General features: G+C 63.2%; 15 protein-coding genes. 3 read left to right on the forward strand and 12 right to left on the reverse strand.

What is annotated here, in order from left to right; genetic code table 11:
- Positions 1-21: 21 nt before the first annotated feature.
- The 10 genes from ureC to urtA all read right to left on the reverse strand — a co-directional run bounded on the left by ureC (position 22) and on the right by urtA (position 9522).
- Complete coding sequence (gene ureC, locus RX329_RS38775; protein WP_085351739.1) at positions 22-1737, reverse strand: urease subunit alpha; 1716 nt, start codon at positions 1735-1737, stop codon at positions 22-24.
- Between the two features lie 37 nt (positions 1738-1774).
- Positions 1775-2314, reverse strand: coding sequence for an HD domain-containing protein (locus RX329_RS38780; protein ID WP_026232787.1), 540 nt, complete (start codon positions 2312-2314; stop codon positions 1775-1777).
- Positions 2315-2371: 57 nt separating this feature from the next.
- Positions 2372-2677, reverse strand: a complete 306-nt coding sequence (locus RX329_RS38785) for an urease subunit beta (protein WP_007599812.1) — start codon at positions 2675-2677, stop codon at positions 2372-2374.
- Between the two features lie 10 nt (positions 2678-2687).
- Complete coding sequence (locus tag RX329_RS38790; RefSeq protein ID WP_018454667.1) at positions 2688-2990, reverse strand: urease subunit gamma; 303 nt, start codon at positions 2988-2990, stop codon at positions 2688-2690.
- A gap of 24 nt (positions 2991-3014) precedes the next feature.
- Positions 3015-3845 (reverse strand): urease accessory protein UreD, encoded by an 831-nt coding sequence (locus RX329_RS38795; RefSeq protein WP_085351738.1) that lies wholly within the window; start codon positions 3843-3845, stop codon positions 3015-3017.
- A gap of 30 nt (positions 3846-3875) precedes the next feature.
- On the reverse strand, positions 3876-4571 hold the full coding sequence (gene urtE / locus RX329_RS38800) for an urea ABC transporter ATP-binding subunit UrtE (protein ID WP_007599806.1): 696 nt from the start codon (positions 4569-4571) through the stop codon (positions 3876-3878).
- Between the two features lie 3 nt (positions 4572-4574).
- On the reverse strand, positions 4575-5336 hold the full coding sequence (gene urtD, locus RX329_RS38805) for an urea ABC transporter ATP-binding protein UrtD (RefSeq protein WP_018454669.1): 762 nt from the start codon (positions 5334-5336) through the stop codon (positions 4575-4577).
- Entirely contained in the window at positions 5333-6511 is a 1179-nt protein-coding gene (gene urtC, locus RX329_RS38810; RefSeq protein ID WP_026232788.1) for an urea ABC transporter permease subunit UrtC, read from the reverse strand. Before urtC ends, urtD begins: the two co-directional genes overlap by 4 nt.
- On the reverse strand, positions 6508-8115 hold the full coding sequence (urtB, locus tag RX329_RS38815; protein WP_085361620.1) for an urea ABC transporter permease subunit UrtB: 1608 nt from the start codon (positions 8113-8115) through the stop codon (positions 6508-6510). The genes urtC and urtB overlap by 4 nt, the downstream gene beginning before the upstream one ends.
- 84 nt (positions 8116-8199) lie before the next feature.
- Positions 8200-9522: an urea ABC transporter substrate-binding protein gene (gene urtA / locus RX329_RS38820; protein WP_026232789.1), complete on the reverse strand. Its 1323-nt coding sequence runs from the start codon at positions 9520-9522 to the stop codon at positions 8200-8202.
- A gap of 479 nt (positions 9523-10001) precedes the next feature.
- Between urtA and RX329_RS38825 the strand changes: the two genes are divergently transcribed.
- From RX329_RS38825 to RX329_RS38835, 3 genes are all read left to right on the forward strand, one after another.
- Positions 10002-11543: a DEAD/DEAH box helicase gene (locus RX329_RS38825; protein ID WP_051112971.1), complete on the forward strand. Its 1542-nt coding sequence runs from the start codon at positions 10002-10004 to the stop codon at positions 11541-11543.
- Positions 11544-11566: 23 nt separating this feature from the next.
- Complete coding sequence (infA, locus tag RX329_RS38830) at positions 11567-11854, forward strand: translation initiation factor IF-1 (protein WP_007599789.1); 288 nt, start codon at positions 11567-11569, stop codon at positions 11852-11854.
- Positions 11855-12123: 269 nt separating this feature from the next.
- Positions 12124-12336, forward strand: a complete 213-nt coding sequence (locus RX329_RS38835) for a cold-shock protein (protein WP_007599788.1) — start codon at positions 12124-12126, stop codon at positions 12334-12336.
- A gap of 101 nt (positions 12337-12437) precedes the next feature.
- Here the strand turns inward: RX329_RS38835 and RX329_RS38840 are convergent, their stop codons facing one another.
- Both RX329_RS38840 and RX329_RS38845 read right to left on the reverse strand, forming a co-directional pair.
- Entirely contained in the window at positions 12438-13058 is a 621-nt protein-coding gene (locus RX329_RS38840) for a TadE/TadG family type IV pilus assembly protein (RefSeq protein ID WP_240550528.1), read from the reverse strand.
- Between the two features lie 23 nt (positions 13059-13081).
- Positions 13082-13654, reverse strand: a complete 573-nt coding sequence (locus RX329_RS38845) for a TadE/TadG family type IV pilus assembly protein (RefSeq protein ID WP_085351837.1) — start codon at positions 13652-13654, stop codon at positions 13082-13084.
- Between the last annotated feature and the right edge of the window lie 213 nt (positions 13655-13867).

Below are 13867 nucleotides of genomic sequence, written 5' to 3' on the forward strand. Positions count from 1 at the left end.
GACATGCGTTGAGGCGCTATTTCAGTACATGAAATATCGCTGCGCCATCGGCAGCACCTCGGCGGGGGCGCAGGTCAAAAGCTCGCCGTCGGCGCGGACCTCATAGGTCTCAGGATCGACCTCGATATTGGGCGTGGCGTCGTTGTGGATCATGCTTTTCTTCGAGATTTTTCCGCGGGTGTTCTGGACCGCATAGAGCTTCTTGTCGATGCCGAGCTTACGCGCGAGGCCGCCGGTGATGGCGGCCTTCGAGGTGAACACCACCGAGGACGCGGTGCGCGCCTTGCCGAAGGCGCCGAACATCGGCTGATAATGCACCGGCTGCGGGGTCGGGATCGAGGCGTTGGGATCGCCCATGGGAGCGGCGACGATCATGCCGCCCTTGACGACGCAATCCGGCTTGACGCCGAAGAAGGCCGGCGACCACAGCACGAGATCGGCGAGCTTGCCCTTCTCCACCGAGCCGATCAGCTTCGAAACGCCATGGGCGATCGCGGGATTGATCGTGTATTTGGCGATGTAGCGCTTGACGCGGAAATTGTCGTTGTCCTTGCCTTTGTCCTGCGGCAGCGAACCGCGCTGCTTCTTCATCTTGTCGGCGGTCTGCCAGGTCCGGATGATGACCTCGCCGAGGCGGCCCATGGCCTGGGAGTCCGAGGAGATCATCGAGAGCGCGCCGAGATCATGCAGGATGTCCTCGGCCGCGATGGTCTCCTTGCGAATGCGGCTTTCGGCGAACGCCAGGTCTTCCGCGATCGAGGGATCGAGGTGGTGGCACACCATCAGCATGTCCAGATGCTCGTCGATGGTGTTGCGCGTGAAGGGCCGCGTCGGGTTGGTCGAGGACGGCAGCACGTTCTTCAGCCCTGCGACCTTGATGATATCGGGGGCGTGACCGCCGCCGGCGCCCTCGGTGTGGAAGGCGTGGATGGTGCGGCCTTTGAACGCCTTGATCGTATCCTCGACGAAGCCGGATTCGTTGAGCGTGTCGGTGTGGATCATCACCTGGATGTCGTAGTCGTCGGCGACCGACAGGCAATTGTCGATCGCGGCAGGCGTGGTGCCCCAGTCTTCGTGCAGCTTCAGCGCACAGGCGCCGGCCTTGATCATCTCGACCAGCGCGGCGGGCCGCGAGGCGTTGCCCTTGCCGGAGACGCCGAGATTGACCGGGAATGCGTCGAACGATTGGATCATCCGCCCCATGTGCCACGGCCCCGGCGTGCAGGTGGTGGCGAACGTGCCGTGCGAGGGGCCGGTGCCGCCCCCTAGCATCGAGGTGACGCCCGACATCAGCGCGTGCTCGATCTGCTGCGGACAGATGAAATGGATGTGGCTGTCGAAGCCGCCCGCGGTGAGGATCTTGCCTTCACCCGCGATCACGTCCGTGCCGGGGCCGATGATGATGGTGACACCGGGCTGGATGTCGGGATTGCCGGCCTTGCCGATGCCGGCGATCATGCCGTCCTTGATCGCGACGTCGGCCTTCACGATGCCCCAGTGATCGACGATCAGCGCATTAGTGATGACTGTGTCGGCCGCGCCCTGCTTGTTGGTGACCTGCGACTGGCCCATGCCGTCGCGGATCACCTTGCCGCCGCCGAACTTCACTTCCTCGCCGTAGCTGGTGAAGTCCTTCTCGACCTCGATGATGAGATCCGTGTCGGCCAGCCGCACCTTGTCGCCGGTGGTCGGGCCGAACATGTCGGCATAGACGGAACGCTTTATTTTGACGGACATCACAAGCCCCGTTTGCGTTTGAATTCTGGATCGGTGCTCACAGAGAGGTTCTCGCTGTGAGCACCATGTCGTCGAAGGTCGTATCGAGCCAAGAGTTACCGCCGCGGCAACCAGCGACAACCTGTTCGGCCCAGTCGGTATAATCGACGAGATCGTCACGTTCCTCGGCCGTCGGATCCGAATGTACGCGCGCGCCTATATTGCTGATCTTGTCGGCGATCTTGATCAGCCTGGCGCCAGCCGATTTTTTCGGTGCGTCGAGCACCTGACGCCGCCGCCGCTCCGGCTTCGACAGGCTCATATCGTCGGTGCACTCGTCGACAAGCGACGCGACACGGTCGGAGAATTTTTGCGCGAGCTCCTCGCGCGTGGTGTCGGTGTCCTCGATCGCATCATGCAGCCAGCCGGCTGCAACCAGTTCGGCGTCGGCGCCGTCGGTCGCGGTCGCAAGCAGGTTCGCGACCTCGGCGAGGTGGTTGATGTAAGGCTCATGACCGCGGCCCTTGCGCGCCATGCCGTTGTGACGGCGCGCGGCGAGTTCGGCGGCTTCGGAGACGAGGCGGACAGGTGACAGCATGGCAAAGTCCTCCGTTTTCGCCTCAACCATGCCGCGCCACGCTCGTTCCTGTGGAATTCACAGCTTCCCCATCACGTCGCCGCGGAAGCCGTAGATGGTCTTCTTGCCGGCCACCGCGACGAGTTGGACGTCGCGGGTCTGGCCGGGCTCGAAGCGGACCGCGGTGCCGGCGGCGATGTCGAGGCGCATGCCGCGGGCCTTCTTGCGGTCGAACTTCAGGGCCGGGTTGGTCTCGAAGAAATGGTAGTGCGAGCCGACCTGGATCGGGCGGTCGCCGGTGTTGGCGACCGTCAGCGTCACCGTCTTGCGGCCGGCGTTGAGCTCGATCTCGCCGTCCTGGATGAAGAGTTCGCCGGGGATCATGCTCTCGCTCCTACCTGATCGGCTCGTGCACAGTGACGAGCTTGGTCCCGTCCGGAAACGTCGCCTCGACCTGGATGTCGTGGATCATCTCGGGAATGCCCGGCATCACCTGGTCGCGGGTGAGAACCTGCGCACCCGATTGCATCAACTCGGCGACGGTGCGGCCATCCCGCGCGCCTTCGAGGATGAAATCGGAGATGAGCGCGATCGCCTCCGGATGGTTGAGCTTGACGCCGCGATCCAGCCGGCGGCGGGCCACGATCGCCGCCATCGAGATCAGAAGCTTGTCCTTTTCGCGAGGAGACAGGTTCATACGAAATCTCTTCCGTTCACTTCGTCAATTCAACCAGAGCCGCGGCAGCGCCGCGCCGGTGCGCGCCAGCACGGTCATCATGTCTGCGCGCAGACGCGCCGCATCTTGGGCACAGAACCGCGCCATTGCAAAGCCATTCCAGGCGGATATCCCGACCTCGCTGGCGAAGGATTCCGAGGCCTCGCGGATGCGCTCGATCAGGGCCTCGTCGCCGGGCACGATCAGCGCCGTGCCAATCGCAGCGCCGCCCCTGGCCACCGCCGATCGCGCAAGCTTTGCGCCAATATTGCCGTCGAGCCTGACGGTCTCGGCGAACACTAGCTTGCCGCCGCGACGCAGCCGCCAGCGATCGACGAACTCACCCTGCTCCATCCGTTCGCCCATCGCGGTACGGCCGAACACCACGATCTCGCACAGCAGGAGCGAGGCAGCCGCATCGAGGTCTATGTCGAAGCGACGACGCACGCGCGCGCGGTCGAACAGGATCGTCTCCTGCGGCAGCCAGCCGAGATGTGCGCCTGCGCCAACCTTCAGCGCTATATTGAGCTCCGCCGCCTGCCCTGGCGCGCGATAGACCTTTTCCGCGGCCGCCGTCGTCAGCGTCAGCTTCGAACCATCTGCGGCAGCGATCTCGATGTCGAAGCGATCGCCGCCGGCGACACCACCGGCCGTGTTGACGAACACGCCGGAGAGCCCCTCGTCCTCCGGCGAAGGGAAGCGCACGCGCAGGGAGCCGGACTCATGCAATATCCCGCGACGTGTCACACCGTCGCGCGCGTGGACGTCGAAGCGCACCGCGCCGCGGGCACGGTTGGCGTCGAACACCGAAGATGCCGTTAGAACGTCGCTGCGCATCCGCCCCCCAGCCGGTCGCGGCAGAATGGCCTACAGCGCCATCTGGCGGCTGATTTCGCTCGCGTCGAGATTGGAGCGGTCGCAGGTGAACTTCACCGCGCCGCGATCCATCACCGCAAAACTGTCGCCGAGTTCGCAGGCAAAGTCGAGATATTGTTCGACCAGCACGATGGCGATGTTGCCGAGATTGCGCAGGTACGAGATGGCACGGCCGATGTCCTTGATGATCGAGGGCTGGATGCCCTCGGTCGGCTCGTCGAGCAGCAGCAGCTTCGGCCGCATCACCAGCGCGCGCCCGATCGCGAGCTGTTGCTGCTGGCCGCCGGAGAGATCGCCGCCACGCCGTCCGAGCATGGATTGCAGCACCGGAAACAGGGAGTACACGTCGTCCGGAATGTGCTTGTCCTCGCGCCTGAGCGGCCCGAAGCCGGTCTTGAGATTCTCCTCGACCGTCAGAAGCGGAAATATCTCGCGCCCCTGCGGCACGAAGCCGATACCCTTGCGCGCGCGCTCATAGGGTTTCAGGCCCGTGATATCGTTGCCGTCGAGCACGATGGCGCCCGAGGAGATCGGGTACTGCCCGACCATGGCACGCAGGAGCGAGGTCTTGCCGACGCCGTTGCGCCCGAGCACGCAGGTGACCTTGCCGGGCTCGGCCGCAATCGACACGCCGCGTAGTGCCTGCGCCGCGCCGTAGAACAGGTTGATGTCCTTGACCTCAAGCATCGCTCAGCGCCCCAGATAAACTTCGATGACCCGCTCGTTGGACGAGACCTGGTCGATGGTGCCTTCCGCGAGCACGGTACCCTCGTGCAAGCAAGTGACCTTGACGCCGAGCTCGCGCACGAATGTCATGTCGTGCTCGACCACCATCACGGTGTGGGTCTTGTTGATTTCCTTGAGCAGCTCGGCGGTGAGATGCGTCTCGACGTCGGTCATGCCGGCGACGGGCTCGTCGACGAGCAGTAGTTTCGGATCCTGGGCGAGCAGCATGCCGATCTCGAGCCACTGCTTCTGGCCGTGGCTGAGGCTGCCGGCGAGACGGTTGCGGGCATCGGTGAGGCGGATCGTCTCCAGCACCTTGTCGATCTGCTCGGCCTCCGCCCGGCTGCCGCGCCAGAACAGCGTACCCTTGACGCTGTGGTCGACATTGAGCGCGAGCAGCAAATTGTCCTGCACGGTCTGGCTCTCGAACACGGTCGGCTTCTGGAATTTACGGCCGATGCCGAGCTCGGCGATGCGGGTCTCGTCCAGTCGCGTCAGATCGGTGACTCCGTCGAACAGCACGGTGCCTTCGTCGGGCTTGGTCTTTCCGGTGATGATGTCCATCATCGTGGTCTTGCCGGCGCCGTTCGGGCCGATGATGGCGCGCATCTCGCCGGGCTCGAGCGTCAGCGAGAGGTTGTTGATGGCGTGGAAGCCGTCGAACGAGACGTGCACACCGTCGAGATACAGCATTGCGGAGGTCGCGCGGGTGTCCATGACGTTCATTGCGCCTCCTCCGCCATTTTGGGTTGGGTGACGCCGTCTTCGGCCGCGGCGCTCGCAATGGTCGCGGCGTCGCGCCTTTCCTTCGACGAGTCCCACCAGGCGTTGAAAGTGCCGACGATGCCCTTAGGCAGCAGCAACGTTACCAGGATGAACATGGCACCCAGCATGAACAGCCAGTAGGGCGCGAGCATGCCGGAGGTGAAGAACGTCTTTGCGTAGTTGACGACGACGGCGCCGAGCGCGGCGCCGACCAGCGTACCGCGGCCGCCGACCGCGACCCAGATCACGGCCTCGATCGAATTGCCCGGCGCGAATTCGCTCGGGTTGATGATGCCGACCTGCGGCACATAGAGCGCGCCGGCGACGCCGGCCATGCAGGCCGACACTGTGAACACGAACAGCTTGTAGGATTCGACCCGGTAGCCGAGGAAGCGCGTGCGCGATTCCGCATCGCGCACGGCGATCAGCACCTTGCCGAGCTTGGACGAGACGATGGCGCGGCAGATCAGAAAGCCGGCGATCAGCGCCAGGCAGCTCAGCGCGAACAGCGCAGCACGCGTGCCCTCGGCCTGCACGTTGAAGCCCAAGATGTCCTTGAAGTCGGTCATGCCGTTGTTGCCGCCGAAGCCGAAATCGTTGCGGAAAAAGGCGAGCAGCAGTGCATAGGTCATCGCCTGGGTGATGATTGACAGATACACGCCAGTGACGCGCGAGCGGAAGGCGAGCCAGCCGAAGGAAAAGGCGAGCAGGCCCGGCACGATCAGCACCATCAGCGCGGCAAACCAGAACATGTCGAAGCCGTACCAGTACCAGGGCAGCTTCGAATAGTTCAGGAACACCATGAAGTCCGGCAGGATCGGATTGCCGTAGACGCCGCGGCTGCCGATCTGCCGCATCAGGTACATGCCCATCGCGTAGCCGCCGAGCGCGAAGAAGGCACCGTGACCGAGCGAGAGGATGCCGCAATAGCCCCAGATCAGGTCGATCGAGAGCGCCAGGATCGCGTAGCAGACATATTTGCCCCAGAGCGCGACGAGATAGGTCGGCACTTGCAGGAACGAACCTGCGGGCAGCAGCAGGTTGGAGAGCGGGATGAGGATGCCGCAGGCCACGACGATGGCAAGGAAGATGGTCGCGCCGCGGTCCAGCGATCGCGTCAGCATGTGAGGGGTCATGCTTCCACCGCGCGGCCCTTGAGCGCGAACAGGCCGCGCGGCCGTTTTTGAATGAACAGGATGATGAGAACGAGGATGGCGATCTTGCCGAGCACGGCGCCGGCGACCGGCTCCAGGAATTTGTTGGCGATGCCGAGCGTGAAGGCGCCGACCAGCGTGCCCCAGAGATTGCCGACGCCACCGAACACCACGACCATGAAGCTGTCGATGATGTAGCTCTGGCCGAGATTGGGGCTGACATTGTCGATCTGCGACAGCGCCACGCCGGCGATGCCCGCAATGCCCGAGCCGAGACCAAAAGTCAGCGCGTCGACCCGCGAAGTGGCGATGCCCATCGAAGCCGCCATGCGCCGGTTCTGTGTCACCGCGCGCATCTCGAGCCCGAGTACCGTGTAGCGCAGCATCGCGAGCAGAATGACGAACACCGCGAGCGTGAAGACAAGGATCCAGAGCCGGTTATAGGTGACCGTGATCTGGCCGATCTCAAACGCGCCGCTCATCCAGGAGGGGTTGCCGACCTCGCGGTTGGTCGGGCCGAACATGGTGCGCACGGCCTGCTGCAGCACCAGCGACAGGCCCCAGGTCGCCAGCAGCGTCTCCAGCGGACGGCCATAGAGAAAGCGGATGATGCTGCGCTCGATCACGACGCCGAGCGCGCCGGCCACCAGGAAGGCGAGCGGCACGGCGATCAGCAGCGAATAGTCGAACAGGACGGGATAGCGGGTACGGATCACCTCCTGCACCACGAAGGTGGTGTAGGCCCCGATCATCACCATCTCGCCATGGGCCATGTTGATGACGCCCATCACGCCGAACGTGATGGCAAGCCCGATCGCAGCAAGCAGCAGCACCGAACCGAGCGAGAGGCCGTACCAGGCATTCTGCACCATCGACCAGACCGCGAGCGAACTCTGGATCGAGCCGATTGCGCTCGCGGCAGCCTTGGTCACCGAGGCCGGCTGGTCGCCCATGCCGGTCAGCAGCGCCATCGCCTCCTGGTCGCCGCGCGCCTTGATGGTGGCAACGGCTTCGAGCTTCTCGAGCTCGGTGGCATCCGGCTTGAACAACAGGATCGCCGCGCGGGCGTCGCCCAGCGCAGCCTTGACGGATCGGTTGGTTTCCTTGGCGAGCGCGCCATCGACCGCTTCGAGCGACGTCTCCTCATGCGACTTGAAGACGGATTGCGCGGCCTGGAGCCGCGCTCCGATGTCGGGTGACTGCAGCGTCAGGCTGCCGATCGCCGCATCGACGCTGCGGCGAAGGCGGTTGTTGAGGCGGACCGCGCTCGCACTGTCGGGCACGCTGGCCACGGCCTGACCGGTCGCGGCATCGATCGACTTGCCGTCGGTGCCGGTGACGTAAACCTTCTTGCTATCAGGGTCGGCCATGAGCCGGCCGTCCTGAAGCGCGCTGATGATCGGAAAGGCAAGGGTATTGCCGCTGCCCGCGACCACGCCGATCGCCTCTTCCGTGTCGGAATAATCGTCGTTGGCGAATTTGGCGACCGCATCTTCGAACGGGCCGGCCAAGGCCGGCAGTGCGAACGCGATCAGGAAGAACGAGAGCAGGAGCGAACAGAGGCGGGCGGACAAATTGGCTGGCACTGTGAAAGACCCCGGCAGAAAAGGGTGGAGAAGGCGGCGGGATCGCCGCCCTCTCCGATCGTGCAATGGAGCGTCAGATCCGGATCAGGAGCCCGAACCGAGGCACTTGTTGGTCTTGGTGTTGAAGTTACCGCACTTCTTGCCGACCCAGTCGCCGACCAGGTCCTTGGAGCCGTCGAGCTCCTTCGACCAGGCGTCGCCCGCGACAAGACCCGGGGTCTTCCACACCACGTCGAACTGGCCGTTGGCTTTGATTTCGCCAATGAACACCGGCTTGGTGATGTGATGGTTCGGAAGCATCTTGGAGGTGCCGCCGGTCAGGTTCTTGGCTTCGATGCCGGGGAGCGCATCGATCACCTTGTCCGGATCGGTCGACTTCACCTTCTCGACCGCCTTGATCCACATGTCGAAGCCGATCACGTGCGCTTCCATCGGATCGTTGGTCACGCGCTTCGGATTCTTGGTGTAGGTCTGCCACGCCTTGATGAACTTCTCGTTCTCCGGCGACTTGATCGACTGGAAATAGTTCCAGGCGGCGAGATGGCCGAGCAGCGGCTTGGTGTCGATGCCGGCGAGTTCTTCCTCACCCACCGAGAACGCGACGACCGGGATGTCCTTCGCCTTGATGCCCTGGTTGCCGAGCTCCTTGTAGAAAGGAACGTTGGCGTCGCCGTTGATGGTCGAGACCACAGCGGTCTTCTTGCCGGCCGAGCCGAACTTCTTGATGTCGGCCACGATCGTCTGCCAGTCGGAATGACCGAACGGCGTGTAGTTGATCATGATGTCTTCCTGGGCGACACCCTTGGACTTCAGGTAGGCTTCCAGGATCTTGTTGGTGGTGCGCGGATAGACGTAGTCGGTGCCTGCGAGCACCCAGCGCTTCACCTTCTCGTCCTTCATCAGATAGTCGACGGCGGGGATCGCCTGCTGGTTCGGCGCGGCGCCGGTGTAGAACACGTTGCGCTCGCTCTCCTCGCCCTCGTACTGCACGGGGTAGAACAGGATGCTGTTCAGCTCCTTGAACACCGGGAGCACCGACTTCCGTGACACCGAGGTCCAGCAGCCGAACACGACCGAGACCTTGTCCTTGGTGATCAGCTCGCGCGCCTTCTCGGCGAACAGCGGCCAGTTCGAAGCGGGATCGACGACCACGGCTTCGAGCTTCTTGCCGTTGACGCCGCCCTTCTTGTTCTGCTCGTCGATCAGGAAGAGGATGGTGTCCTTCAGCGTGGTTTCGCTGATGGCCATGGTGCCGGAGAGGGAGTGAAGCACGCCGACCTTGATGGTGTCGTCCGCGGCTTTCGCACCAGAAATGGAAGCCAGACCAAGCATCAGTCCGGCGGTCGCGGCGAGAACGCCACGGCGGCTAAATGGCGCCGCTATATCGTGAGTGGATTTGCTATGCATGAGTGTCTCATCTCCCTGACGCAGACGTGAAAAACGCTGCGAAACGGCCCCAACGGCCGCCTGCGATTAACGGATTCGCAAGAACTGTGCCATGGATTAGACACCCTTCAACCGATTGTTTTTGCTGGTGAAATTGCCAGAAAACGAAGTATTGCACAGGCCGCGCCGCCTAAACATTGAGCAATTCTAATGTATGCGAATGCGGCAGGCAGGTTATTTTCTGAGCAAATTTGTCACTCTGGCTAAATTTCCGGCATAACTATTTCTGCACCGCGATCGCCGTTTCTGTGGGGCGTGCCTTGAAAGCGCCGCCTCAATGTTCCATATGAGGTCGAGGTCTCTTGCGAATCAGGAGACCGTTGCGAGCCGCGTGTTCTTAAGCCCTTACGGGCGTCTGGCTTGCCCCATCCCATCAAGCCATCCGACACCCCAAACACGCAGGTGTCCCACTCGACACCCTTTTGCGCGCGCCGCGCCGAATGCGCCGGGCGCCCGCTTTTGACATGGAAAGAACCCATCTTTTGACTTCGTTTCAGGATTTCGGCCTCGCCGAGCCCATCGCCCGTGCTCTCACCGAAGAGAACTACGTCACCCCCACCCCCATCCAAGCCCAGACAATTCCGACCGCGCTGACCGGCCGCGACGTCGTCGGCATCGCCCAAACCGGAACCGGCAAGACCGCGTCCTTCGCGCTGCCGATCCTGCACCGCCTGCTCGAGAATCGCATCAAGCCGCAGCCGAAGACGACCCGCGTCCTGGTGCTGTCGCCGACCCGCGAACTGTCCGGCCAGATCCTCGACAGTTTCAACGCCTATGGCCGTCACATCCGCCTGTCCTCGACGCTCGCCATCGGCGGCGTGCCGATGGGCCGTCAGGTCCGCTCGCTGATGCAGGGCGTCGAGGTGCTGGTCGCCACCCCCGGCCGTTTGCTCGACCTCGTGCAGAGCAACGGACTGAAGCTTGGCAGCGTCGAATTCCTCGTGCTCGACGAGGCGGACCGCATGCTCGACATGGGCTTCATCAACGACATCCGCAAAATCGTCGCCAAGCTGCCGATCAAGCGGCAGACGCTGTTCTTCTCGGCCACCATGCCGAAGGACATCGCCGAGCTGGCCGACGCCATGCTGCGCGACCCCGCCCGCGTCGCGGTGACCCCGGTCTCCTCGACCGTGGAGCGCATCCAGCAGCGCATCATCCAGGTCGACTTCTCCGCCAAGCCGGCGTTCCTCGCCCAGCTGTTGAAGCAGGAGCAGGTCAACCGCGCGCTGGTTTTCACCCGCACCAAACACGGCGCGGACAAGGTGGTGAAGACGCTCGAGAAGGCCGGCATCCCCGCCAGCGCCATCCACGGCAACAAGTCGCAGAACCACCGCGAACGGACACTCGCTCTGTTCCGCACCGGCGAGATCCGTACCCTGGTCGCCACCGATATCGCCGCCCGCGGCATCGATGTCGACGGCATCACCCACGTCATCAATTTCGATCTGCCCAACGTGCCGGAGACCTATGTGCACCGCATCGGGCGCACCGCGCGCGCGGGTGCCGAGGGCACCGCGATCTCGCTGGTCGCAGGCGGCGAGGAACTCGCCTATCTCCGCGACATCGAGCGGCTGATCAAAGTGGCGCTGCCGCGTGAGGATCGCCGCACCGACGCCGGCCGCCGCGATGCGGGCCCTCCCCCGCAGCAGCAACGACAGGGTCGGCCGGGCCGCCCGGGCCAGCGTCCGCAAGGCGCAAGGCATGGTGAGGGACGCCACGCTGACGGTCGCCGTGCCGACGAAAGGCATGCGGACGGGCGCCACCACAGTGCCGCCAAGCAGGGCGACGGAAGGCCCGGCAGTGGCCCGAAGGCAGCTCCTCGCAGCCGCTCCGGAGGCAAGGCGCATTCTTCGCCAAACGCCCGTCCGGAACAGCGTTCCGCGCATAGCGCCGGGGCGTCTGATGGGATACAAGGCGTTGCCTTTTTGCGCCGCGAGAGTCGGCCGAACGGCCAACCGAACCGCAAACCCCATTCGCACTAGCCGTCCACGACCTGGAGAAATTCATGGCTAAGGAAGAGCTGATCCAGTTCGAAGGACTGGTCACCGAAATCCTCCCCGACGCGCGCTACCGCGTGCAGCTCGACGCCGGACACGAGATCGTCGCCTACACCGCCGGCAAGATGAAGAAGAACCGCATCAAGACTCTGGCGGGCGACCGCGTGACGGTAGAGATGTCGCCCTATGACCTCGAAAAGGGCCGGCTGATTTTCCGCCACAAGGACGAACGTCCGAGCGGGATGGGCGGACCTCCGCGTCCCGGACAGCGCGGCGGCCAGTTCCGCCGCCGCTAGCGGGGGCCCAGCGCGCGAGCGCGGACCTGTAATTCCGACGTGTATGCTGATCCGCCGTGACCATCACGGCGGATCAAAAAATCGTGCACGTCAGCATTGTTTTGGGTGTCTGTTTCCAATAAAATGACTTAATCGATTTTCGGCCGGACGACATTAGCATCCACCGGTACAGCCGGTTCAGACACGCTGACGACCCTTCCAAAAATTCGATCTAACCTGTCCGCGCAAGCGGGCTCTGACATTGTGTTATCTGAGAAGGGACTACCCCCATGAGCATGGGAACCGTGAAGTGGTTTAACGCGACCAAAGGCTTCGGCTTCATCCAGCCCGACGATGGCGGCCAGGACGTGTTCGTTCACATCAGCGCTGTGGAGCGTGCAGGCCTCGGCACGCTGCGCGAAGGTCAGAAGATCTCCTACGAGATCGTCGCCGACCGCCGTTCCGGCAAGTCGGCAGCCGACAACCTCCGCTCCGCCGGCTGAGCCTACCGCTTACGGGCCCCGATCGGCTCGAGCGAACCAATCAATGAAAAGGCCGGGCGCGATGCCCGGCCTTTTTTTATTCCAGGATCTGCTCTCGTATTTCAGCACGGCGACTTTACACCCGTGTAAGGAACGCAGGTGACCTGGCGCGGCCGCGTGTAGGAGACATCGCTCAGCGTGATGCCCGTCTTCAGGACGAATTTGACAGAAGGCGTGTAGACGTAACTCGCCTGACTGAAGATAAGGTAGGTCGACGCGATCAAGAGCGATGGCGGAATCATCGAGGTGACCGTGGTGCCAGCTACCAGAGTCGGGGGCGGAGCCGTCAGCGTGGCCTGCGTCGCACCGTTGGCAATGGTGGCGGACTTGCTCCATTGAATCTTGGCGACCTTGCTTGAGTCGATATAGATCTGAAGGACCGTGCCGTTCACGAGCGTAGCGTCGTACGGCATGATCATCGATATGCTTGCCGTGAACGTGTCCTGCATGTCGCCATCGTCGACCGATGTCGACTGCGACGTCAAATCGGACAGAGTCCGTGCAATCATTGTGACTTTGCGATTGATCGCCACGGCCGATGAAAATTCGACGGTCCCGAAGAACATCACCAGCATCAGCGGCACGATGACCGCGAACTCGGTCGCCGCGATCGCACGCGTGTCGGCGACGAAGTCGCGCACGGAGCTTCGGGCATTCCTCCAGATATTCGCAATCGCCTGCATCTGTCCGCTCGGATCCATCTGTCTCAGAAGGGTTCATTCTTGAAGGCCGCGGTCGCAATCAGCAGCCGCTTGTTGTTGCAGCCCATGTTGAAGCCAAGGCCAGTGACGAAGAGCGGCCACTGATAGAACAGCCGCACCACGACGACCTGGTTGGCGGCCCCGGCACTGTATTGCACGCCGGTTGGATTGAAGCTGCAGGAATCACCATAATTGGTGAGGCTCAGCGCTCCGAACGAGTTTGTACTCACGACGTCGACGTAGAGCTTGGTGCAATCAAACAGCGCCGGGATCTGGCTGCAGACGTAAGCCTTGAACGTCGTTTGCGAGCAGGGTGTGCTGACGCCGGAGACCGCGCAGGCCGTGAGCGTGCCGGATTGCGCCTGCCCGGTCAGCAACACGCGCGCAGAATTTTGCGAGGCACTCTCGAGCACCTGGCTCGCCAGGAACATCAGCGCCGACTCGATGATGGCGAACAGCAACGCAAAGAACATCGGCGCAACGAGCGCGAACTCGACGGCTGCGGAGCCGCGGCGGCTGCCACGAAACCGGCGCAACGTGGCGAGGAGCGTGAATCTCGTAGGTGCAGGCGAAGGCATCAAATTCCCCAGCAGCAGCAATCATCTGCCATGTTCAATAGCGGAAACTGATTGTTTAAGTGTTTCAGGCGATCCGCACCCGGCGGCCCGGGCCGTTAAGAGCGCGTTAACCGCGAACGACCCGGACCAGGGAGACGAGGACACGGAAAGAGAAACTCGCGCGCGTGCGGCGGGCGGGGACGATCCTTGCCCCCAAATCCGCCAATCAAACTT

The sequence above is a fragment of the Bradyrhizobium sp. BWC-3-1 genome, assembly GCF_032917965.1.
In the GTDB taxonomy this organism is placed as follows: Bacteria; Pseudomonadota; Alphaproteobacteria; order Rhizobiales; family Xanthobacteraceae; genus Bradyrhizobium; species Bradyrhizobium canariense_D.